Consider the following 23924-nt stretch of genomic DNA (forward strand, 5'->3'; position numbering starts at 1 on the left):
GTGGCATTAGCAATAGCGCAATTATCAAACCATGAGCACTCAGATGAGCAATTGATGTTGTGCTATGCCAAGGGCGATTCAAAAGCATTTGAACAGTTATACCTGAAGCACAAAGGTGCACTCTATCGCTATTTTGTACGCCAGTTAGGTGATAAGCAGTTAGCTGAAGATTTGTATCAAGAAACCTGGGGGCGGGTGATCCGCGCTGCGGCTAACTATGAAGCCAGTGCTAAGTTTACTACCTGGTTGTATCGTATCGCTCATAACTTATTGATTGATCATGTTCGGGCGGTTAAGCCCGTGGATTTAGTCGCTACTGATGAAGATGATGCAGGACTCGATACTTTTGTGGCGGGTGAGCAAGATAAGCCCGATGTGCAGTGGCAAGAAGCGCAAAAGAGCTTATTGCTAAAGACCTGTATCGCACTGTTACCCCAAGTTCAGAAAGAGGCATTTATCCTGAATATTGAAATGGGTTTTACGGCTGCCATCATTAGCGACATTGCGGGCGTGACCTTAGAAGCGACTAAAAGCCGTATTCGTTATGCTTACCAAAGCCTAAAAGATTGTGTCAGCGCGAAATGGCAGGAGGCGGGTCATGAGTAATTCTTCAAGTGCTGATGAGCGCGCATTACAACAGGAAGTGCTGGCTTGGTATCGCCAGCAGGCCTTAGAGGTTCCACCGCAGCAACTCGATCAAGATATCTTACAGCTGGCGCAAACTCACTTAGCTGAAATGCATCAAAGCAAAATAACCGCCGTTGAAGCGCCAAGTTCTGTCTGGCGACGCCATCCTTGGGTGTTATCGAGCGCGGCATCGTTAGTGCTTGTTGTTGGTCTGCTGGTGCTGAATCGACCTCAAGTCGAAGATACACTTGTTCCAAGTCCTATGGTGATGAGTGCCCCCGCGCCACAAATGATGGCAAGAATGGCTGATACTGAAGCGATGCAATCTTTAAAAATGCAAACAGAAGCCGTGGCTGAACATAAAAGACAGACGGAAATGCAGCAAGCTAAAGCCGCATTGGGAGCAACTGAGCAGCAGGATGCAATTAGCCCCGCTATCGCTGCAAGGTCTATGAATGCACCAAAATTATCTGAGTCTGCTGAAATCAATCAAGTGTCATTGACTGAGTATTTACATCGGTTACAAGTCCTTATCGAAGCGAAGGAGACTGAGCAAGCATTCGTGCTGGAACAAAAACTGCTCAAGGATTACCCGTATCTTGCAGTTAAGGATGTCGATGAAGCGCAGCTAATCGAATCGCAGCAAGTATTAAGACTTGAGTTTAAAAAGCTACAACAGCAATTACATCAGCTTGCCAAATGACTATGTGGTTGTGGTATTTACGAATAAAAAAGTGATTAGAAATCGCAAAGTGGTGAGATAAACAGCTAAATTTCCCTGAAATATGCCGAGACGTGCTAATGTTTGTGGTCTGTTTACTGTTTGGTATGTGATTTACTTGATCAACATCATAAAGTGAACAGGTTTTAGCCTGTTATATTGGTGTTAGTTCACGACTTGGCTAGTATCAATAGTCAGACCCATATTCAGGAGGCATTATGCTTAAAAGACTCATGCATGATCATAAACATATAGCTGTATTGCTAAATGTTTTAAAAAACAAGCAGATGAAACTATCCGAAGGTGAGTCAATCAACTTCAGCGTCGTGCGCGATATTGTTGAATATATGCAAGGATATGCTGAACGTTGCCATCATCCCATTGAAGACATTATTTATGCCTACTACCTAGCCCATAAAACGAACGATACTATCGATAAATTGAGTGCCGAACATGAGTCGGTGATCCAATCCTCGGCCACCTTGATGGCGACTTTAAACTTGATCCTCAGTGATATTGTGGTTGCACGCGAGAAACTGATTGTTGATTTTGCAGAGTATGTCGCATTGCAAGAGCGACATATGCAGATGGAGGAACGGGAAATATTTCCTTTGTTAGCCAAAAGTTTAACTGAGCAAGATTGGCAAGTTATTGAGTTAGAGTGTCAGAAATCGCTGATCGATGATCCTTTGTTTCTTGATCGAGAGCAGAAAGAATTTGAAGATTTACGGGTTTATCTCACAGCGTCTGACTAATACTCTTTAGTTTATTGGGCCCATGTTGTGGGCTTAAGCTGGTGTTTTTATACAGCTAAGGAGCACATCTTTTATTCAGACAGCTATGTCTCGTGAGCCAAAGTTGGTTGGGATTTGTAAAGTATTATCGGTGTCGATGACGTTCGGTGCCATCGTAAGCTACTGTTGTTGATTTATTTTTTAAAATTCCTGCTCGTAAGACCATACCCCGCTTATATTCTGTTTGCTCCAATAGTTGTAAATAAAAAAAGCGCCGAAGGGCGCTTTTCTATTCATGTTTGAAATGATAACTAGCTCATATAAACATGTAATTACAACTGGATAGCATCAATGTCGTAGTTAAAGTTATTATCGATTTCTTGGAGTTCTTTGAGCAAACGATGCTTATCTTTTAACGCTTCGATCTCACGCCATTTACGTTTTTTATTGGAGCCTCGCGAACGATCGGGTCTTTCAACGACTTCATCTAGCGCACAACCATAATCTAAACGATCCATGGCAACCTCCTGTTGTTGTATGTTTTGTCAGCGATTAAATAACATATTTTTAAAACAGGGTGCAAGAATTATGTTTCATTTGTGTTAAGTTGAAATGAACTTTGAGTTATATGTCATTGATGTTATATGCAGAAGTAGAGCGGAGTTAAGCAGGAAAATTTAATAAAAAGAACGGGGTAGAATTAAAAAGCCAGCAATTGCTGGCTTTTTGTTCGATTAGATTTTGCCTTGTCGATAAAGGTTAATCAATGCGTTGCTTGAGGCATCTAAAGCATCGGAATCTTGCTCTGCGCCAATGCGTGCTAACACATCGTTACCGAGATTCTTACCGAGTTCTACACCCCATTGATCGAAGGAATTGATATCCCAAATAGCACCTTGAACGAAGGTTCTATGTTCATATAAGGCAATTAAAGCGCCTAGGGTACATGGAGTGAGCTTATCCATAAGCAAGGTGTTGCTCGGCTTGTTACCAGGCATGACTTTATGTTGAGCGATCAGCTGCTTCTCTGTGGTGGATAATGCGCTATTAGCAAGTTCGGCTAAAGCTTCATCAAAAGTACGACCTTGCATTAAGGCCTGGGTTTGACCGAAGCAGTTTGACGCTAATTGGTCATGGTGCTCACCGATAGGATTATGGCTTTGCAGCGGCATAATGAAATCGGCAGGGATCAGTGCGGTACCTTGATGTAATAACTGGTGGTAGGCATGTTGGCCATTAGTGCCTTCGCCCCCCCAAATGACGGGACCTGTGCTGTAGTCAACATCAGTACCATTTAAGGTGACTGACTTACCGTTACTTTCCATATCGAGCTGCTGGAAGTAAGCGGGTAGGCCTCGCAGATAATGATCGTAGGTTAATACGACATGGGACTGAGCATTAAAGAAGTTTCCGTACCATAGGGAGAGTAATCCCATGATAACCGGCATATTCTCAGTCAGTGGCGCTGTGGCGAAGTGCTCATCCATCTGATGCGCACCCGTGAGTAGAGCCCTGAAGTTATCCATACCGATCAAAAGTGCAATCGGCAAGCCAATCGCTGACCAGAGAGAGTAACGGCCACCAACCCAATCCCACATAGGAAAAATATTGTTTGCATCGATACCAAAATCTGTCGCTTTTGCTACGTTTGAAGTGACTGCGACAAAGTGTTTTGCCACATCAGACTGCAAACCGCCTTTCGCCAGGAACCAGTCTCTTGCGGTGAGGGTATTAGTTAAGGTTTCCTGTGTCCCGAAAGATTTGGATGACATGATGAACAAGGTCGTTTCAGGATCCAGTAACTTCAGCTTTTCACTAATAGAAGTCCCGTCGACGTTTGCCACAAAGTGACAATTTAATTCGGGGTTCCAATAAGGGCGCAACGCTTGAGAGACGATTTTGGGGCCTAGGAAAGAGCCGCCAATACCAATACTCACAATATCGGTTATCGCTTTACCTGTGTAACCTTTCCATTGACCTGACGTCACTGAGTTCACAAACCCTTGCATCTTATCTAGAGTTTGTTGAACTTCAGGAACTATGTCTTGACCCTCGGCAATAATCGATTGTTCTGCAGTACTGCGAAGCGCTGTGTGCAGTACGGCGCGCTTCTCTGTGGTGTTAATGATTTCACCTGCAAACATCGCTTTGATTTTTGCTTCAAGTTGGCTATTGCTTGCCAACGCAAATAACAGATCCAGCGTTTCCGCTGTTGCTCTGTTTTTAGAGTAATCCAGTAATAAACCACAGGCTGATAGCGACATTTTATTGAAACGTGCCGCGTCAGTTGCAAACAATTCCCGCATATGCGGAACATTTTTACTGTGTGCTGATAAAGCTTGCCATGTTGAGCTTTGGGTCAAGAGTGTCATTTCACCGTCTCCAGAGTGCTTAGTTCGCGAGCTTAGCCGTGAGCATGACTTCGAGCTTACCTTGGTCTATCGCAAAGTTTCGAATGCCTTCGGCAAGCTTATCAACCGCCATTGGATCTTGGTTAAAGTCCCAACGGAATTGTGCTTCAGTCAATGGGGGTTCTGCAGCGACAGTGGTCGTTGCTGCAACCAGTTTAGGTGTGATGTCAACTTGCGAATTAGCCAGTTCTTCTAATAGAGAAGGGCCAATGGTCAGACGATCGCAACCTGCTAGCTCAATAATTTCACCGATATTACGGAAACTTGCACCCATAACAACAGTGTCAAAACCGTGTTGTTTGTAGTAGTTATAAATTTCAGTCACTGAAATGACACCAGGGTCATTTACGGCATTGTAATCTTTACCTGTATCTTTTTTGTACCAATCAAGTATGCGGCCTACAAAAGGAGAAATGAGATAAGCACCCGCTTCGGCACACGCACGCGCTTGAGCAAAGCTAAATAGTAGGGTTAAGTTGCAGTTGATGCCTTCTTGCTCTAGCTCTTTAGCGGCACAAATGCCTTCCCAAGTTGAAGCAAGTTTGATCAGAATGCGTGATTTATCTACACCCGCTTCTTTATATAGGCGAACCAATTTATGGGCTTTAGCGATTGATTTTTCTTTATCGAATGATAAACGGGCATCAACTTCAGTTGAAATACGGCCAGGAACGAGTTTCAGTATTTCTACGCCGATATTGACCGCTAGTTTGTCGCTGGCATCATCAAGTTGCTGCACGAGATCGGTACTTTGTGATTTTGCCCAGTCGATAGCGTTATCTATAAGGGATTCATATTCAGGAATTTGAGCCGCTTTCAAGATGAGTGATGGATTAGTGGTCGCATCTTCAGGTTGGTAGCGTTTAATCGCTTCGATGTCGCCTGTGTCAGCGACGATAGTGGTATATAACTTGAGTTGCTCTAATGTATTGGCCATGAAAAACATCCTTCTCAGGTAGCAGTTTTAACTCGGAATTCACTGATGACTATTAGAAGCGATTTTGCCAACTTTTCCAACCTTGAATGTAAAAAAATTACAAAAATGACAATTTTATGTCTATTAAGGTATGGCTCGAGCTACGGGCTATCATCTTGGCTGCAGTAGAGGGCGTCGCTTGTCCTAGTGTATACCCCACAAAAACAAAAAGTCGCTGCAAGCAGCGACTTTTTTACTTCAGTAAGTACTATTACTTCAGAACAGGTTGTTTTGTTGTGGTAGTCACGATAGCTTCGATGCGACGGTTCGCAGCGTGAGCTTCTTTTGAATCACCAGCAACCAATGGCTGAGTAACACCGTAACCGTTAGAAGTTACGCGGCTTCCGCTGATACCATATTTCTCTACAAGAATCTTGGCAACGGCGTCAGCACGTTTGTCAGACAATTCCATGTTGTATTCTGGTTTACCTACATTTGAGGCGTGACCTGCGATTTCAACAGTGAAAGCTGGGTTTTTGTTCAAATAGTTAGCTAATCTTTCGATGTCTTTGTAGTAAACATTTTTAACTACAGCAGAATCGTTAGCAAACTGGATTGAACCTACGTCTTCTTTGTTCTTCACGTTTTCATAGATAGTACAGCCAACAGAGTCAACTTTGTGAGTTGCTGGTGTTGCTGGACATTGATCTTTGTCGTCGTAAACGCCATCGTTGTCAGAATCAACAGGTGCTGCTGCAACGACTGCTGCGGCAACTGGAGCTGCTGCAACTGGAGTTCCGAAACGGTAGCTCAGTTCTAGACCCCAGTAGTTGCTATCAGCTTCAACAATATTGTAATCATCATTTAAGTTTTCATAACGACGATATTTAGCTTGTAATTTTAAGTTGTCAGTGAAGTTATAACCAACACCAGCACCTAAATATGGAGCAAAATCATTTGTACTGTATTTGCTCGAAGTTACACCATTGTTTTGGCTGTTTTCGAGTGAATAGTACATTGCACCAGCTTCAGCAGATAGGCTCCAGCGGTTAGCTAGTGGCCAAATACCAACTAGACCAAGTGTAGAACCTTTTACGCTTGCATCATTGCTGATACCCGCTGCGTTCCAATCTGTATTACCTAAATCACGGAAGCCGATTTCAGCACCGAAGTAATCGTTGAACATGTAGCCTGCGAAAACATCCCAAGCGTATGGACTGTCTTCACCGTTCTGAGTGGCAACGTGCTCATAGTTATTAACGCCTAAACCGGCACCAACATACCAAGGTGTAAGTTCCTGAGATGCGCTGGCTGCGAGTGGAAGCAGAGATGTCAGTAATACTACTTTTAATGTGTTCTTCATCATTTTATTTACGTCCATTGATTATGATTCTCCACCAATATGCTTTGCTGGTTTTGTGCAAAACATTGCTAGCACTTAGTGTGGGGATCCTTTGATATTTTAGCCAGCGGTTAATTATCACTTGGTTTGTTAACTTTTTCCAGTATTAAGATCAACCTTTTAATGGTTGTCATTCTGTAACTGGTATTTTTAATGCAAAAAAGGCACTCCGAAGAATGCCTTTAAATTACAATCTAATGTTAATTAGATGTTTCTATTAGCGTGTCCATACCCAATTTTCGATTTCCACTGGGTCTACACCATTCGCTTTAATATAGTTGCGGTGGTCAACTAATCTTTGCAGCATATCAGTGGTGATAGAGACGTGCATAGTTTCATCAATAACGCCCTGTTGGAACAGCTTGTAAGCCATATCAATTACAAGGTGATAGCGTGATGTACCGTTACGAACACCCATATCAAATGGCGTTGTTGTTGAACCTTCTTCTTCGTAGCCTTTAATTCTGAAGCGACGGCTGCCTTTGTAATCAAAAATTAACTTTTTGATTGTATTTGGGTAACCATGGTAGTTGAATACCACGCCTTTATCTTGAGTAAATATTTCGTCCATTAACCAAGGTTTTTCTTTAAATTTACGGCTACCTAAGCCATCACTGCTTAATTCAGTGACACTAACGAAGCGGATTTTCACTCTTGGAAGGAGTTCTCTGATTAATACTAGAGAAGCCATACATTCTTGAGTGACATAATCTCCACAACCTGCCAGCACAATATCGGGATTCTCATCTGAGGCAAAATCCCACACCATTACGCCGTCTTTTGTTTGTTTACGCGCTTCTTCCAAGCTTAGCCATTGTGGTAACTCTTTTTTACCTGCAACCAGAATATTGAGTTTGTCACGGTCTGCGAAGGCTCGCTCTGTATAAACCAATGTGCTGTTGGCATCTGCGGGTAAGTAAGCCGAGATTATTTTTGGATGTTTCTCCAGCATAGCCCCAAGGAAAGATGGGTTTTGATGTGAATAGCCATTATGATCTTGGCGCTCAAGTAATGAAGATAATACGACATTACAGGCTGGCAGTGGCTTACGGAAATGTACGCCTTGGCTGGCGTAGACATATTTACAGTACTGATCGGCCATCGATGAGATAACTTGTGAGAATGCTTCGTAGGTGGGTAGCATGCCGTGGCGGCCTGTTACTGTGTAACCATGTAGCATGCCAAAAAGTAAGTTTTCAGAAAGCAGTTCAATGACTCGACCTTCACGGGACATATCTTCATCCCAACTCTCAATTGGCCACTGCCATGCACGATCGGTTTCTTCAAATACAGCTTGTAGTTGATTTGAATAGGTTTCGTCAGGGCTAAAAATACGTAGATTACGTTGGTCGCGGTTTAACTTGAATGCATCGCGCATCCATTCGCCCATTTTTAGCATTGAATAGCCACGTTGACCACGTGGTACTTCTGGGCCATAGCTGAGTTTTTCAAGATCTGGATTGGTTAATGCTCTAACAACTTCTCCGCCATAGGTTAAATGTTGACGGCCACAGGCAAGTTGTTTGGGTGGGATTAATGAACAAATGTCGGCATCAAAAATCAGTTCGCCTTTTTCATTCATTTGGTAGAGTTCTTGGAAGTCGTAACTGGCAAGCCAATTATCCAGCGCATCTAAATGACCCTTATCAGTGGCACATTTATTGACGATTACTTGATGCGATTCGCAGTTACCTTCTAATTTCTTGCCTTTATATTCACTGACACCAGTCCAACCTTTGGCTGTACGCATTAAAATGACGGGCCATTTTGGTTTAACTACGTCTTCGCCACTGCGTGCTCGACGTTGAATGTCATTGATCATGGTATAAGCGGTATCCATGGCATTTGTCATCTGCACATAGATATCTTCTTCTAATTCGTTATCAACTATGATGGGGAAATAGCCAAGACCACGGAATTCAAGATCCAGTTCTTCATGGCTCATACGTCCCATGCGGGTAGGACCGGAAATCTTATAGCCGTTAATATGCACAATTGGCAATACTGCACCGCTGGTCGCTGGTGAAACTAAGCGGTTTGCATACCAAGATGCGGCTAATGGTCCCGTTTCTGCTTCGCCGTCACCAATTAAGACGGTTGCGATCAGATCTGGATTATCTAATACTGCCCCCCAGCCTACTGAGAGTGAGTAGCCTAATTCGCCACCTTCAAGAATTTGTCCAGGTGCTTCAGGGTTTGCATGTGAAGGATAACCATAAGCGGCAGAAAACTTCTTACAAATATCTTCGATGCCAGTTTCATTGTAGGGAATAGTTTCTGGGTAGAAATGACTTAAAGAGCCTTCAATGAATAAGTTTGCTTGTACAGCGGGAAAACCATGGCCTGGACCGACTAAATAGATAAAAGAGCGGTTATGCTTCACTATCAAGCGGTTAATGTTGGCATAGACAAAGTTAATACCTGGGCAGGTACCCCAATGGCCAAGTAAACGTGGCTTGATATCAGTATGGGCAAGTGGACGTTTATGTAAGACGTTTTGTTTGAGGTAAATTTGCGAGGTCGCAAGAAAGTTTGTCGCTCTGACATACTTTTTCAGAGCATTGATTTCATGTATTTGTGTCATGTTAAGCCTCACTAAAACAAACAAGAGATGATTGAAGTTTCTATGGGGTTACTATATTTGTAGTTTTATTACAAAAATGTGCCCTACATCCAAATTTTAAAAGTTGTTTTTGCTGTTAAAAATAATAGCTCAACTTAGACCTTTTGTTAATCTAGCTTTAACAGTAGCTTAGCTAGTGTTGTAAGACGTGATGTCAATGACGTTTAACTGTGCAAACGCGAGCTTGATCACATGAGCAATTTCGAATACTGTGCTATTTTGCTGCGTTGAATTCGGTAGCCGTGATGTTGTAAATTCACGGAAGGATAATTTGAAAAAATAAATCTACCGAAATTCTTACCTTTAACTTGGAAGGATTCATTCACCACAGATGTTGTACCTTTAATTGCAATTAGAGGAGCATTTGCTACGGGAAGAAGTAAAATAATATGTTAGAAACCATAGTTAATTTTTTGAATGCGCTACTTTGGGGTAAGTTGTTAGTATATGGACTAGTAGGAGCTGGTCTCTATTTCACCATTAGACTTGCCTTTATTCAGTTAACCCACTTTAAACATTCCATCAAAGTTATGACCATGAGTCGGCAAGGTTGCGATAGCGGTCTTTCTTCATTTCAAGTCTTTTGTACGAGTATGGCAGCCCGTGTCGGTGCTGGTAATATGGCCGGTGTTGCTGTTGCTATTGGTGCAGCGGGTCCAGGTGCAGTATTTTGGATGTGGCTTATCGCTATTTTAGGTATGGCGACAGCTATGGTTGAATCAACCTTAGCACAGGTTTATAAAGTCCGAGATCATAATGGCCAGTTCCGCGGCGGTCCTTCCTACTACATGGAAAAAGGATTGGGTCAGAAATGGATGGGCATTTTATTTGCTGTCTTTTTGATCATTGCTTTTGGTTTAGTATTCAATGCAGTACAAGCTAACACTATTACCGGTGCCATGGAGCGAGTATTTGGTTTTAATCCAACCTATGTAGGGATTGGGCTAGTGATTGCCAGTGGATTTGTGATTGTCGGTGGTCTACGTAAAGTCGCGCGAGTATCTGAATTTCTTGTCCCCATTATGGCCTTAGCCTACATTCTTGTAGCCTTCATTATCGTTATTTTCAACCTAGAACAATTACCTGCGATTATTAGCTTAATTGTGAAAAGTGCTTTTGGTTGGCAAGAGGCTGCCGCTGGCGGCGTGGCTTATACTGTCGCGCAGGCAATGCAAGCGGGTATTGCTCGCGGACTTTTCTCGAACGAAGCGGGTATGGGCAGTGCGGCGAATGTCGCGGCAAGTGCATCGCCTAACCCTAATCATCCAGCATCCCAAGGTTTTGTGCAGATGATGGGTGTGTTTGCGGATACTATCGTTATCTGTACTGCAACGGCTGCGATAATCCTGCTATCAGGGGATATTGGCTCGAGTGATGATGGGATTCGATTAACCATTAATGCCATGTCTGCACATGTTGGCGACTGGGGTGGCGCATTTATTGCGTTGGCTATTTTCTTATTCTGCTTTACATCCATCATAGCCAATTACTCATACGCTGAAACAAATGTGATGTACTTAATGGGAAATAGTACCAAAGCACTGCCTTTATTCCGTTTGTGCGTGCTTGGCATGGTCATGTTTGGTGCCGTCGCTAAGATAAGTTTAGTGTGGAACTTGGCTGACGTTTCGATGGGGTTGATGGCGACGGTAAACATTGTTGCTCTATTACTATTATCGGGTCTGGCAATTCGCGTTATTAATGATTATCGCGAACAGATCAACGCGGGTAAGACTCCAGAATTTGATCGTAGTAAATTTCCTGAGTTGATGGATCAGCTTGATGATGATATTTGGCAAGATACCAGTCTTGTGCCGGCTAAAAAGCTTTAATTAGCCTAGCGTATCGACAATAGGCATTACTGATTGTTGTAATCGAAAAGACCACGCTGTTAAAGCGTGGTTTTTTTATGTTCGTTCAGTATCATAGGCATATATTTTTGTTTCTGTTGGGAGTTTTTGATGTTGATATTGGTTTCGCCGGCGAAGACTTTAGATTTTGAACAGCCGCCACTGACGCAGGTGTATTCACAACCTGATTTTTTAACCTATAGTCAGGAGTTGATCCAAGTGTGTCGGCAATTGACCCCTACAGACATCGCCACTTTAATGAAAGTGAGCGATAAAATTGCGGGTTTAAATGCGGCACGTTTTGGGGAGTGGCGGCCAGATTTTAGTTTAGATAATGCAAAACAGGCCATTTTTGCTTTTAGAGGCGATGTGTATACTGGCTTTGATGCTGATACATTGTCTGAAGATGAAATTGCTCGAACTCAGTCACAACTACGTATTTTATCTGGACTTTACGGTTTGCTCAGACCGCTGGATTTAATTATGCCTTATCGTTTAGAAATGGGCACGGCACTTTCTAATCCTAAAGGTAAAAACCTATATGAGTTTTGGGGAGAGACGTTAACTCAAGCGGTAAATGAAACGCTTGCTGAAACGAGTAGTGATATTATTGTCAATCTTGCATCTAATGAATATTTCAAAGCAATAAAGCCTAAAAAACTTCAAGGGCAATTAATTTCACCCATATTTAAAGATTGTAAAAATGGTCAATATAAAGTGATCAGTTTTTTTGCTAAGCGTGCTAGAGGCATGATGGCGAGATATCTCATTACGCATAAAATTAACACTTTAGATGAATTAAAAGCATTTAATGTTGCTGGTTATTATTATAGTGAAGAGCAGAGTTCCCCAACAAATCCAACATTTTTACGTGAAGAGCAATAGCGAAATATCGATAAGATGTTAATTGATAGAGAACAGCTAATGCTGTTCTCTATATTATTGATGGCCTATTTTTCAGATTGAGTGACTAAAGGCGTTAATGTCACCGTTGAATTTGCCATGATATAAGCAAATTGTGCGTAGGCGGCGACGTTTTGAGCCAATGCGGCAGGGTCGATTTTATCTAAGGTATCATTCGGTGTGTGATGGTAATCGAAATAATCGTGGCCATCTTGCCTCAAGGATGCAACTGGAACACCTAAGGCAGGGAGCATAGACACGTCTGGCCCGCCAGAAGCTTGGTTATTGCCCAGTGCAACGCCATTGAATGACATAGGGCTGAGCGCTTGCTGTACTTCGGTGAATATGTTCTCATTCACTTTAGTATCGATTTGATAAATTCTACCGGCCCCAAAATCAGACTCTGCAGCTATGTAGTGCAGCGGTAATTCAGCTTTATGAGCCTCTGCATACGCTTTACCGCCAACGAGCCCAACTTCTTCAGCGGCATATAGCACGACTCTAACAGTGCGAGCGGGTTTTATGGGGAGATCTTGAATATGCTTGGCTGCAGCCGTCACAATGGCGACACCAGCGCCATCATCAATCGCGCCAGTACCCTCATCCCAGGAATCTAAATGAGCACCAATGAGCACTATTTCATTGGGCTTACTACTGCCCTTTACTTCGGCAATGACATTGTAGGAAGTATTAAAACCTAAGTTTTTTGGCGACATATGCAATTCGAGCAGGGCATTAGGATCGCGTTTTAGCAATGCACCAACCAAATCAGCATCGGGATTTGACATGGCAGCCGCAGGGATCTTAGGCACGCCATCTTGGTAGCGCATGATGCCAGTATGGGCCATGCGGTCATGATCTGTGCCAATAGAGCGGATCACAATAGCAACACCCCCTTTTTGTGCTGCAGCGACAGCCCCTTTTGAGCGGCCACCAACGCTTTTACCATAACCTTCACCAGTGATATGGCGCTCTGTTTTTTGGTCAATAAAAACAATCTTACCTTGCACCTCTTCAGGCTTGGCTTGTTGTAATGCCTCTAGGCTATCAAAGCGCGCGATTTTAGCTTGTATACCTCCAGCAGGAGTCGCAATACTGCCACCAAGCGCAGTAATGACCAACGGCTGTTCTACAGGGACGGTGATTTTGGCTTTGGCTTCACCGCGCTCCCAAATTGGCACTTGTACGGCTTCTTTATAAACACGGTCAAAACCAAGGCTGGTCAGTTTATTTATCGCCCAGTTAACGGCGAGGATATCTTTTGGGCTTCCAGCAAGTCTTGGACCCACTTCAACCGTGAGTGACTCGACTAAGTCATAGCTTAATTGCGAAGATAATGCTGCCTGTTGTAATTGAATGACTTCACTAGGGGCAGTTTCTACTTGAGTTTGGCACGCACTTAAACTCCCGATTAAAAGACTCGAGAGAAGTGTAGTTTGATAGGGCTTCATTAGATTTCCTTTATTTTTATTAAGCATGTCCCATTTTTAAAAACAATCTAGCAAAAAGTGTGCTTTATGTCCCGACTATATCCGTAAGGCGACGCTATATTAGCGCAGGGGTTAGTTTTAGGAGAGAAAGTGCGTAATGAATATTGAATTAATGCAGGAGCGAGCCGATCATGCCGTAGTGCTATTAAAGGCACTCGCGAACGAACGCCGTTTATTTATTCTTTGTTATTTATTGAATGAAGGAGAAATGTGCGTTGGCGAAATGAATAAAAAATTAGGCTTAAGTCAATCGGCACTATCACAACATCTTGCTTGGTTACGCAAAGATAATTTAGTAACCACACGCAAAGAAGCGCAAACGGTATTTTATTCACTCAAGAGTGATGAAGTACGGGAGATGATTCACTTATTGAACAACATTTATTGCCATTAATAGTGTTTTTCAGATATAAAAAAACCGGCAATTGCCGGTTTTTTTCATTTGCTATGTTATAGATTAAGCAGCGATTGCTTTGATCTTAGCGTTCAAACGTGCCTTTTGACGAGCGGCTTTATTCTTGTGAATAAGACCTTTAGTCGCCATACGGTCAACGATTGGTTGTGCAACAGCAAAAGCTTCTGTTGCTGTTTTGTGATCGCCTGCTTTAATTGCAGCGATTACTTTTTTAACGTATGTACGTAACATTGAGCGACGGCTGGCGTTATGCTGACGACGCTTTTCAGATTGAAGCGCGCGCTTCTTTGCAGACTTGCTATTAGCCAAGGTGCAACTCCTAAAAACTGGATTTGATACTTTTAAAGGCCGAGGAATATGCCTGCATTTAGTCACTTTGTCAATGACTATGATTGAATATTCATCATAAAGATAAATTAATCCAACCTGCCTTGGCTATCTTCGACCCAACTCGTGTAATATGTGGCGCAATTCTAGCAGCTATTACCGCAGTGTGACAGAGCCTGAATCGATTTTTTGAGATGTATCACCTAATCAATTCGATATGGGTCTGGGGGACGTTTGAGTAGAAAATTATTAAAATCTGGCCTGATTGTTAGTGCTATGACATTGATATCCCGAGTTTTAGGTCTAGTTAGGGATGTGGTTGTTGCTAATTTGATGGGCGCAGGGACAAGTGCTGATGTGTTTTTCTTTGCAAATAAAATTCCTAATTTTTTACGCCGTTTGTTTGCTGAAGGGGCTTTTGCACAGGCGTTTGTACCTGTTTTAACTGAGTACCAAGAGAAACATACCGCAGAAGAGACTCGTGATTTATTGAGTAAAGTTGCGGGCACATTAGGTTTACTAGTGACAATAGTGACCCTTTTGGGGGTGGTTGCATCACCTGTGTTGTCAGCTTTATTCGGTGGTGGTTGGTTCATCGCTTGGCTTAACAACGAGCCAGATGGTGCTAAATTTGAACTCGCTACCGTTGTGCTTAAAATTACTTTTCCTTATCTGTGGTTTATCACATTTACGGCATTAGCGGGCTCAATTTTAAATACCCGAGGCCGTTTTGCGGTATCGGCTTTTACACCCGTTTTTCTCAATGTGGCAATTATTGTGGCGGCTATTTTCTATGCGCCTACATCGACCCAGCCTGAGATTACCTTGGCTTGGGGCGTTTTTTGTGGTGGTTTGATTCAGTTCCTATTTCAAATTCCCTTTTTATTGCGTGAAAATGCGCTCGTCAAGCCTTCTTGGGGCTGGCATCACCCAGGCGTGGTGAAAATCAGAACTTTGATGATCCCAGCATTGTTTGGCGTGTCTGTCTCACAGATTAACCTGCTATTTGATACATTTATCGCCAGTTTTTTGATGACGGGTTCAATAAGTTGGCTCTATTATGCCGACCGTTTACTCGAATTCCCCTTAGGATTGTTTGGGATCGCGATTGCTACTGTAATTTTACCTGCGTTGTCACGAAACCATGTGAATGACGAAGGTGCAGGCTTTGGCAAGACGATGGATTGGGGGATTAAAGCGATTCTACTGCTAGGTCTACCGGCTATGATGGGGTTGATCGTGCTCGCAAAGCCCATGCTGATGGTATTATTTATGCGCGGCGCTTTTTCATTGCATGATGTTGAAATGGCTTCCTATAGTTTGATGGCTTATGGCAGTGGTTTGCTTAGCTTTATGTTGATTAAGGTGCTTGCTCCTGGCTATTACTCTCGTCAAGATACCAAAACACCTGTGCGTTATGGCATTATTGCCATGATCACAAACATGGGCTTTAACTTGCTGTTTGCTATTCCTTTTGGGTATGTTGGACTGGCGATTGCGACTTCGATGTCAGCATTGCTTAACGCCACATTACTATACCGAGGCTTGCATTTAGCTGGCGTTTATCGTGTTTCTAGGCCGACTATGGTGTTTTTTGCTAAAGCCGTGGTCTCTACAGCCTTGATGGTGGTAGTCTTGTATTACTTTTTGCCTTCACAACAAATTTGGTTAGATTGGCATTTGTTCGATCGTGCGAAAGCCTTGATAGGCTTAATTTTAGTTGGGGCAGTCAGTTATTTATTGTGTCTGCTTTTGCTCGGAATTCGTCCTTGGTCAATTAAACGAGGAGCTTGATTGCTGATTCTCATCGCTAGCTGTTATATAATCAGCCGATTTGCGCTTGGCAGTTGTCTAACGTTATGGAATTAATCCGCGGTATACATAACATTTTGTCATCCCACCACGGGTGTGTATTGACTATAGGTAATTTTGACGGCGTCCATCGTGGTCATGCACAAGTGATTGCGAATTTAGTGCAGAAGGCGAAGCAGTTATCGCTGCCATCGACATTAATGACGTTTGAGCCTCAGCCGCAAGAATTGTTTAGCGGCGACAACGCGCCGGCTCGTTTAAGTTTATTACGTGATAAAGTCATTTTACTCGATGAACTCGGGGTTGAGCGGTTAGTGTGTGTTAACTTTAATCGCACTTTTGCTAATCAACCTGCAGAGCATTTTATTGAAGAATTGTTGGTCCGCAAACTGGGGGTCAAATACCTCGTCGTCGGTGATGATTTTTGTTTTGGCCAAGGCCGTAAAGGCAATTTTGAGATGCTAGTGCAGGCGGGTATCCAATATGGCTTTACTGTGGTCAGCACTCAAAGTTTTATGCTGGGCTCGCAAAGAGTGAGCTCGACTGCTGTGCGTGAACAATTGGCGAAGGGCAATCTTGAACAGGCGAGACGCCTATTAGGACACCCTTTTACCTTGAGTGGTCGTGTAGCGCATGGGCAAAAAATTGGCCGCACAATTGGTTTTCCCACCGCGAATATCGCCTTAAAGCGCAATGTTGTGCCGGTACGCGGTGTGTTTGCGGTTAAATGTTATTGGGATAACAGCGATATTTATGAGGGCGTAGCCAATATTGGGTTTCGCCCGACAGTGAACGGTCAAGTGTGTCAGCTTGAGGTGCATCTTTTTGATTTTGAAGGTGACATTTACGGCAAACATGTTGAAGTCGAGTTGGTGGCTAAACTCCGAGATGAGCAACCTTTTGACTCATTGGATGCGCTAAAAAAACAGATTTTAAATGATGCAAATGAAGCCAGAGCTTTATTTGGTAATGATGCAGGCTGAAATTTATCAGTTTAATTAACGGTATAGGATCAATGAGCGACTATAAATTTACTTTGAATTTGCCGGAAACAGAGTTTCCGATGCGTGGTAATTTGGCAAATCGCGAGCCAGAGATGTTAGAGCGCTGGACAAAAGACGGTTTGTATCAACAGATCCGTGATAGCCGAATTGGCCGTACTCCCTTCATTTTGCATGACGGCCCACCGTATGCGAATGGCAGTATTCATATTGGTCACTCAGTTAATAAAATCCTCAAGGATATTATTGTTAAGTCAAAAACCATGTCTGGTTTTGACGCACCTTATGTACCAGGTTGGGATTGTCATGGTTTGCCTATTGAGCTGAAAGTTGAGCAAAAAGTGGGTAAACCAGGTCAAAAAATCTCTGCGGCAGAATTCCGTGAAGAATGCCGTAAATACGCTGCAGAGCAAGTTAACGGTCAACGTGAAGACTTTATCCGTTTAGGTGTGCTGGGTGATTGGCAAAATCCGTACTTAACGATGGATTTTTCAACGGAAGCTAATATCGTTCGTTCTTTATCGAAAGTGATTGAGAGTGGTCACTTGCATAAAGGCGTCAAACCAGTGCATTGGTGTACTGATTGCGGTTCTGCCTTAGCTGAAGCTGAAGTGGAATACGAAGACAAAACATCACCTGCTATCGATGTGGCGTTTGTGGCTGCCGATAGCAAAGCTGTTGCGGTTAAGTTTGGGGTAAGCGATTACTCACATCCTGTCTCTATGGTAATTTGGACGACCACGCCATGGACGCTACCAGCGAACCGCGCCTTGTCTTTGAGTCCTGAACTGGATTACAGCTTAGTCGAATTCGAAAAAGACGGTGTGACGCAAGCGCTTATTTTAGCTGAAGTCTTGGTTGAATCTTGCCTGACTCGCTATAACATCGAAAGCCATACAGTGCTTGGTACAACCAAAGGCGCTGCGCTTGAGCTTGTCCGCTTTAATCACCCGTTCTTGGATTTTGATGTGCCTGCAATTTTAGGCGATCATGTTACTACTGATGCGGGTACTGGTATCGTTCATACTGCCCCTGGTCACGGTCAAGACGACTTTGTTGTTGGGCAAAAGTACGGCTTAGAAGTCGCAAACCCTGTTGGCGACAACGGTGTATACAAGCCTGATACTGAGTATTTTGCTGGGCAACATGTTTTTAAAGCTAACGATAACGTCGTAGCTTTACTGAGAGAAAAAGGTGCCTTGCTGAATCACGTGGCTTACCGTCACAGCTACCCACATTGCTGGCGCCACAAAACACCAATTATATTCCGCGCGACACCGCAGTGGTTCATCTCTATGGATAACCACGGCCTACGTACGCAAGCATTGAAAGAAATCGAACAAACCCAATGGATCCCTGATTGGGGCCAAAGTCGTATCGAAAAAATGGTTGAAAACCGCCCTGACTGGTGTATCTCACGCCAACGTACTTGGGGTGTGCCTATCACGCTGTTTGTGAACCGAGAAACCGAAGAGTTGCACCCTGATAGCGTGTCGTTAATGGAACGCGTGGCGAATCGTATCGAACAGCAGGGTATTCAAGCTTGGTGGGATCTTGATGCCGCAGAATTGCTGGGTGATGAAGCGGAACAATACCGTAAAGTCACTGATACTTTGGACGTTTGGTATGACTCTGGTTCAACCTTCTCATCAGTGGTAGCCGCACGTCCTGAATTCCACGGACACGGGGTTGACTTGTATCTTGAAGGTAGCGATCAACATCGCGGTTGGTTTATGTCATCTTTGATGATTTCAACCGCAATGAATGGCAAAGCACCGTATAAGCAAGTGCTTACCCACGGTTTTACCGTCGATGGTAAAGGCCGTAAGATGTCAAAATCTATTGGTAACGTCATTGCACCACAAACGGTAACCAACAAATTAGGCGCCGATATTCTGCGTTTATGGGTTGCGGCAACTGATTACAGCGGTGAGATGACGGTTTCAGACGAAATCTTAAATCGCAGTGCCGATGCCTATCGTCGTATTCGCAACACTGCGCGTTTCTTATTAGCCAACTTAAACGGTTTCGAGCCCGCTAAGGATTTAGTGGCCGTTGAAGATATGGTGGCGTTAGATCGTTGGGTTGTTCGCCGTGCCGCTGCGCTACAACAGGAAATCATCGAAGCCTATGATCAATATAACTTCCATATAGTGACTCAAAAACTGATGCAGTTCTGCTCGGTTGAGTTAGGCAGTTTCTATCTGGATATCATTAAAGACCGCCAATATACGGCTAAGCAAGAAGGCCACGCGCGCCGTAGTTGTCAATCGGCGCTGTATCTGATCTCTGAGGCCATGGTGCGTTGGATTGCGCCAATTCTAAGCTTCACTGCTGACGAAGTATGGCAATTACTGCCTGGCGAGCGTGATGCTTATGTCTTTACCCAAGAATGGTATCAAGGCTTGAAATCAGTCACCTTAGCGACTGATTTGAGCGATGACTATTGGCAGCAGTTGCTAACCGTGCGTAATGAAGTCAACAAAGTGATTGAACAAGCTCGCCGCGACAAACGTATCGGTGGCTCATTAGAAGCTGAAGTGACCTTGTTTGCGGATGCTACCTTGACTGAGCAATTAACCCATATCGGTGACGAGCTGAGATTTGTGTTGTTGACCTCTGAAGCCAAAGTATTGCCTTTAGCTGATGCTACATTGGAAGCGGTTGAGACTGAGTTGGCATCACTGAAATTAGTGGTTGCTTCAAGCACTGCCGAGAAGTGTGAGCGTTGTTGGCACCACAGAGAAGAGGTTGGCACTATTGAGGCTCACCCAACACTTTGTACTCGCTGCGTAACCAATATTGAAGGTGACGGCGAAGTTCGTCAGTTTGCGTAAAGGATCTGTATGCCATTAACTTGGAAAGACAGTGGCTTACGTTGGTATTGGGTAGCTGTATTGGTGTTTTTAGCCGATCAGCTATCTAAGCAATGGGTCTTAGCCAATTTTGATTTGTATGAATCAGTGAAATTATTGCCTTTCTTTAATTTCACTTATGTACGTAACTATGGTGCAGCTTTTAGTTTTTTAAGTGAAGCTGGAGGTTGGCAGCGCTGGCTGTTTACGATTGTTGCGATTGGATTCAGTACGTTATTAACTGTGTGGTTGCGTAAGCAATCGTCTTCTTTGTGGAAACTGAATCTAGCTTACACCTTAGTGATTGGTGGTGCTTTAGGTAATTTAGTCGATCGATTGATGCATGGTTTCGTGGTTGATTTTATCGATTTCTTCTGGAATAAGAGCCATTATCCAGCATTCAATATTGCCGACGCTGCTATTTTTGTCGGTGCAGTGCTGATTATTTGGGATGCATTTGTAAGCGATAAGTCTGAAGCTGATAGCGCTGAAGGGGTTAAAAAGTGACTGTGACACGTTCATTATTATGCCACATGAACATTGTGCTTGCTGATGGCTCAACTGCCGATAGCACTAAAGCCTCGGGTAAACCGGCTCGATTAAATGTGGGTGATGGTACTTTAAGTCCTGCATTTGAGGCGCAGCTGGTGACGCTTGCTGAAGGTGATAAGCACAGTTTCACGCTTGAAGCGATTGATGCCTTTGGCGAATCCAATCCTGATGCTATCCATTATCTAGATCGAAGCCGTTTTCCGGCTGACATGAGTTTAGAGGCTGGCGTGATTGTGAGTTTTGCTGGCCCTGGTGGTAGTGAGATCCCAGGTATTGTCCGTGATGTTGCGGGTGATTCCATCACAGTCGATCTTAATCATCCTCTGGCAGGACACAAGATCACTTTTGAACTGGACGTAGTAAAGGTATTTTAAGATGAAACTCGATCCTACTAGCCCAAGTTTAAATATTATGCTCGCTAACCCGCGCGGTTTTTGTGCGGGTGTTGATCGTGCTATCAGTATTGTTGAACGGGCGTTGGAATTATTTTCGCCTCCTATCTATGTTCGCCATGAAGTCGTGCATAACCGCTATGTCGTGCAGAATCTGAAGGATCGCGGTGCGGTTTTTGTCGAAGAGTTAGATCAAGTGCCGGATAACAACATTGTTATCTTCAGTGCCCATGGTGTATCTCAAGCGGTGAGACAAGAGGCTAAGGCGCGAGGGCTGAGAGTCTTTGATGCGACGTGTCCTTTAGTGACTAAAGTACATCTTCAGGTGACGCGTGCCAGCCGCAAAGGTATTGAGTGCATCCTGATTGGCCATGAAGGGCACCCTGAAGTCGAGGGTACTATGGGACAATACGATAATCCTAATGGTGGAGTTTATCTGATTGAATCGCCTGCGGATGTTGAAGCTTTGGAAGTGCGCGATCCCAATAATCTCTGCTTCGTGACACAAACTACTTTGTCTGTAGATGATACTTTGGACATTATTGTTGCGTTACAGAAAAGGTTTCCCTCTATAGAAGGTCCGCGAAAAGACGATATTTGTTATGCAACGCAGAATCGTCAAGATGCGGTACGCAATTTATCTGCAGACGTTGATTTGTTGATTGTTGTTGGCTCAAAGAACAGCTCTAACTCTAATCGTTTACGCGAGCTAGCATTGAAAACAGGAACCCAGTCTTATCTAGTGGATACTGCAGATGATGTTGAGTCTAGTTGGTTTGATAATGTTACACGTGTAGCCGTCACTGCAGGAGCTTCAGCCCCCGAGGTCTTAGTCCAACAAGTTGTTCAAGCAATCGCTAAACTTGCCCCTAGTGTTGTGACTGAAGTTGAAGGGCGTAAAGAAGACACTGTTTTTGCTGTGCCAGCCGAATTACGTTAAATCTGTGTACTGTTTAATCGACAATAAAAAAGAGGCTATAAGCCTCTTTTTTATTGTCTCAAATTCATTCAAAGCATAATGATGTCAATGCTTATGTGCTAATGTTACTGGCTACTTACATTTTACTCATCTATTATTAACTGTTGGTGATTTTTATCGTAATACTAAGATTTTAAAAGGTAAATAGCTGAAAAGCTTGTCAAAAATATGGCTAAAATCGAAAGGTTGACACAAAGGGGATTTCAACGGGGCTTCTCATTAATTGAAGTGCTTGTTGCGTTAGTGATCTTAGTCATTGGCTTAATTGGTATTTTTAATCTGCATATTGTTGCAAAGCGTGGCAGCTTTGAATCCTTTCAGCAAACTCAAGCCTCCTATTATGCAAATGATATTATCAATCGGATGAAGCTTAATAGAACACAACTGGTCAATTACGATGGTGAGTATACAGGCTCTCTGGGTAAACCCGGTAATGTTTGTGACGTTGCTGTTGGCGCAGTGAGTATATGTACTCCAGAAGAGACTGAAGCTTGGGATCTTTACCAGTGGGAACAGAGTTTTATGGGGGCAGCCGAAGTTATGGATAGCCAGAATGTTGGTGGGTTAGACTCTCCAACAGCTTGCATTAATGTAGATGGTTCAACTGTAACGGTCGCAATTGCGTGGAGAGGGATCCGAGAGGGCGCGGGTACAAGTTATTCTGGGAGTGAATGTGGAGAAGATATTGGTACGCGTAGGCGGCTTTTTATTCTTTCGACAATGATTATTTAGGTTAACTATGTATGGATAATTTAAAAAACTGTGAGAAAGGGATGTCGCTGGTTGAGCTAATGGTCTCTATGGTCATTGGCTTATTTCTCACTCTTGGGCTTTTTGGCATGTTTAGTATGTCTTCTTCCAATGTGATCACAACGAGCCAGTTTAACCAATTGCAAGAAAATGGACGAATTGCTTTGTCACTCATGGAAAGAGACATTAGTCAGTTAGGTTTTATGGGGGACATAACGGGAACAGATTTTGTACTTGGAACCAATATGACCTTGAGGGATGGTGTTGCAAATGATTGTATTGGTGCAGGCGTAAATAACGGTACTTTACCTAATGCTGAACCTGCACACTTTAGGCGTCTATGGGGATATGAAGAGGGCGAGAGTGGGGATACATTAAGTTGCTTATCAGGTGTGAATCAGAATACGGATGTCATTCAAATTAAAAGATTAGTTGGCCCACCAGTGACTAATCCCAATGGCGAGCGTTTTTATATGGCTGCAACTTCGAGTGAAGCTGTGATGTTTAAAGGCGGTAATCCTCCCAATCCAGTACTCGAAAATGCTCGTTTTTGGGAATATCAGCATCATATTTATTTTATTAAAAATGATGGTTCTGTACCTGTTCTACGCCGAAAAACATTAACCAAGAATAATGGCATGAATAACGAAGAGCAGTTAGTTGAAGGCATTGAGAATATGCGTATTCTTTATGGTTTTGATAGTAATGGAGATGATACCGCCGATAGTTTTATGCCAGCAGAAAATGTAACCACATTAATGTGGGACAACGAATTATTTCAAAGACTTGTTGCCTTAAGGGTTTTCTTGTTGGTTCGCGCTATTGATGAAGATAAAAGTTATACCAATGAAACTACTTACACTCTGGGCGATAAGGAAATTAAAAATTTGAATGATCATTATCGACGCAAGATAGTCGGTGTTTTTCAAGGTAGTTGTCACTCTTTGCTTAAATATTAAGCTGCATTTATTACATTGTTTGCGGGTGCCTTATCTGGGTTTAACGTGACTGGACCCACAGCATCACAATTTCTGACTTCCTTGGACCAACGCTCGGGCATTCTTGCCTTTGCCGCTTCGAGCACTTCTTTTCGCTTGGCTAAGATATCACCATCTTGCCCCGCATGACGTTGCCCTGGTGACACAAAGTTCAGCTGGCTGTGCT

General features: G+C 43.3%; 21 protein-coding genes and 1 pseudogene. 14 read left to right on the forward strand and 8 right to left on the reverse strand.

All coding sequences use genetic code 11. The features are described from left to right. From L5M51_RS21825 to L5M51_RS21835, 3 genes are all read left to right on the forward strand, one after another. On the forward strand, positions 1 to 606 hold the full coding sequence (locus tag L5M51_RS21825) for a sigma-70 family RNA polymerase sigma factor (protein ID WP_105249949.1): 606 nt from the start codon (positions 1 to 3) through the stop codon (positions 604 to 606). Further along, positions 599 to 1330: a hypothetical protein gene (locus tag L5M51_RS21830; RefSeq protein ID WP_263174636.1), complete on the forward strand. Its 732-nt coding sequence runs from the start codon at positions 599 to 601 to the stop codon at positions 1328 to 1330. Before L5M51_RS21825 ends, L5M51_RS21830 begins: the two co-directional genes overlap by 8 nt. Before the next feature lie 236 nt (positions 1331 to 1566). Then, positions 1567 to 2103 carry a hemerythrin domain-containing protein gene (locus tag L5M51_RS21835; RefSeq protein ID WP_105249947.1) on the forward strand — a complete coding sequence of 179 codons (537 nt, stop codon included), beginning with the start codon at positions 1567 to 1569 and terminating at the stop codon, positions 2101 to 2103. Positions 2104 to 2414: 311 nt separating this feature from the next. Here the strand turns inward: L5M51_RS21835 and L5M51_RS21840 are convergent, their stop codons facing one another. The 5 genes from L5M51_RS21840 to L5M51_RS21860 all read right to left on the reverse strand — a co-directional run bounded on the left by L5M51_RS21840 (position 2415) and on the right by L5M51_RS21860 (position 9395). Then, on the reverse strand, positions 2415 to 2600 hold the full coding sequence (locus L5M51_RS21840) for a DUF3545 family protein (protein ID WP_006080618.1): 186 nt from the start codon (positions 2598 to 2600) through the stop codon (positions 2415 to 2417). Positions 2601 to 2816: 216 nt separating this feature from the next. After that, positions 2817 to 4454 carry a glucose-6-phosphate isomerase gene (gene pgi, locus L5M51_RS21845; RefSeq protein WP_263148972.1) on the reverse strand — a complete coding sequence of 546 codons (1638 nt, stop codon included), beginning with the start codon at positions 4452 to 4454 and terminating at the stop codon, positions 2817 to 2819. 19 nt (positions 4455 to 4473) lie between these two features. Continuing rightward, the gene (gene tal, locus L5M51_RS21850; protein WP_028760931.1) at positions 4474 to 5430 is read right to left on the reverse strand and encodes a transaldolase; all 957 of its coding nucleotides are present in this window, start codon (positions 5428 to 5430) and stop codon (positions 4474 to 4476) included. A 250-nt stretch (positions 5431 to 5680) separates the two neighbouring features. Then, positions 5681 to 6790: an OmpA family protein gene (locus L5M51_RS21855; protein WP_219252935.1), complete on the reverse strand. Its 1110-nt coding sequence runs from the start codon at positions 6788 to 6790 to the stop codon at positions 5681 to 5683. Positions 6791 to 7028: 238 nt separating this feature from the next. Continuing rightward, positions 7029 to 9395 (reverse strand): phosphoketolase family protein, encoded by a 2367-nt coding sequence (locus L5M51_RS21860; RefSeq protein WP_105249944.1) that lies wholly within the window; start codon positions 9393 to 9395, stop codon positions 7029 to 7031. Positions 9396 to 9823: 428 nt separating this feature from the next. Between L5M51_RS21860 and L5M51_RS21865 the strand changes: the two genes are divergently transcribed. Both L5M51_RS21865 and yaaA read left to right on the forward strand, forming a co-directional pair. Then, complete coding sequence (locus tag L5M51_RS21865; RefSeq protein WP_263174638.1) at positions 9824 to 11266, forward strand: alanine/glycine:cation symporter family protein; 1443 nt, start codon at positions 9824 to 9826, stop codon at positions 11264 to 11266. Positions 11267 to 11395: 129 nt separating this feature from the next. Beyond that, complete coding sequence (gene yaaA, locus L5M51_RS21870) at positions 11396 to 12169, forward strand: peroxide stress protein YaaA (protein ID WP_263174641.1); 774 nt, start codon at positions 11396 to 11398, stop codon at positions 12167 to 12169. 65 nt (positions 12170 to 12234) lie between these two features. On the opposite strand, the gene L5M51_RS21875 is transcribed toward yaaA, so the two are convergent. Then, the gene (locus L5M51_RS21875) at positions 12235 to 13638 is read right to left on the reverse strand and encodes a M28 family metallopeptidase (protein ID WP_263174643.1); all 1404 of its coding nucleotides are present in this window, start codon (positions 13636 to 13638) and stop codon (positions 12235 to 12237) included. Between the two features lie 136 nt (positions 13639 to 13774). Between L5M51_RS21875 and L5M51_RS21880 the strand changes: the two genes are divergently transcribed. Beyond that, entirely contained in the window at positions 13775 to 14071 is a 297-nt protein-coding gene (locus L5M51_RS21880) for an ArsR/SmtB family transcription factor (protein WP_006084975.1), read from the forward strand. Positions 14072 to 14134: 63 nt separating this feature from the next. Here the strand turns inward: L5M51_RS21880 and rpsT are convergent, their stop codons facing one another. Further along, on the reverse strand, positions 14135 to 14401 hold the full coding sequence (gene rpsT, locus L5M51_RS21885) for a 30S ribosomal protein S20 (protein ID WP_011790375.1): 267 nt from the start codon (positions 14399 to 14401) through the stop codon (positions 14135 to 14137). 252 nt (positions 14402 to 14653) lie between these two features. On the opposite strand from rpsT, the gene murJ reads away from it, so the two are divergent. From murJ to L5M51_RS21925, 8 genes are all read left to right on the forward strand, one after another. Further along, on the forward strand, positions 14654 to 16213 hold the full coding sequence (murJ, locus tag L5M51_RS21890) for a murein biosynthesis integral membrane protein MurJ (RefSeq protein WP_263174646.1): 1560 nt from the start codon (positions 14654 to 14656) through the stop codon (positions 16211 to 16213). A gap of 65 nt (positions 16214 to 16278) precedes the next feature. Then, positions 16279 to 17214, forward strand: coding sequence for a bifunctional riboflavin kinase/FAD synthetase (gene ribF / locus L5M51_RS21895; protein ID WP_105249940.1), 936 nt, complete (start codon positions 16279 to 16281; stop codon positions 17212 to 17214). A 32-nt stretch (positions 17215 to 17246) separates the two neighbouring features. Continuing rightward, positions 17247 to 20069, forward strand: a complete 2823-nt coding sequence (ileS, locus tag L5M51_RS21900) for an isoleucine--tRNA ligase (protein ID WP_263148974.1) — start codon at positions 17247 to 17249, stop codon at positions 20067 to 20069. Between the two features lie 9 nt (positions 20070 to 20078). Next, complete coding sequence (gene lspA / locus L5M51_RS21905) at positions 20079 to 20594, forward strand: signal peptidase II (RefSeq protein WP_173496297.1); 516 nt, start codon at positions 20079 to 20081, stop codon at positions 20592 to 20594. After that, the gene (fkpB, locus tag L5M51_RS21910) at positions 20591 to 21013 is read left to right on the forward strand and encodes an FKBP-type peptidyl-prolyl cis-trans isomerase (RefSeq protein ID WP_028760921.1); all 423 of its coding nucleotides are present in this window, start codon (positions 20591 to 20593) and stop codon (positions 21011 to 21013) included. Before lspA ends, fkpB begins: the two co-directional genes overlap by 4 nt. Position 21014: 1 nt before the next feature. Beyond that, entirely contained in the window at positions 21015 to 21971 is a 957-nt protein-coding gene (gene ispH, locus L5M51_RS21915; protein WP_028760920.1) for a 4-hydroxy-3-methylbut-2-enyl diphosphate reductase, read from the forward strand. Positions 21972 to 22154: 183 nt separating this feature from the next. After that, a complete protein-coding gene (gene pilV / locus L5M51_RS21920) occupies positions 22155 to 22742 on the forward strand; it encodes a type IV pilus modification protein PilV (protein WP_212601294.1) in 588 nt (195 codons plus the stop codon). 11 nt (positions 22743 to 22753) lie between these two features. Then, entirely contained in the window at positions 22754 to 23719 is a 966-nt protein-coding gene (locus tag L5M51_RS21925) for a PilW family protein (RefSeq protein WP_263174648.1), read from the forward strand. On the opposite strand, the pseudogene L5M51_RS21930 reads toward L5M51_RS21925, so the two are convergent. Further along, positions 23716 to 23924, reverse strand: a pseudogene (locus tag L5M51_RS21930) (IS3 family transposase); the annotation flags it as partial. The gene L5M51_RS21925 and the pseudogene L5M51_RS21930 overlap by 4 nt on opposite strands.

Source organism: Shewanella sp. SM73 (assembly GCF_025653795.1).
GTDB lineage: Bacteria > Pseudomonadota > Gammaproteobacteria > Enterobacterales > Shewanellaceae > Shewanella > Shewanella oncorhynchi.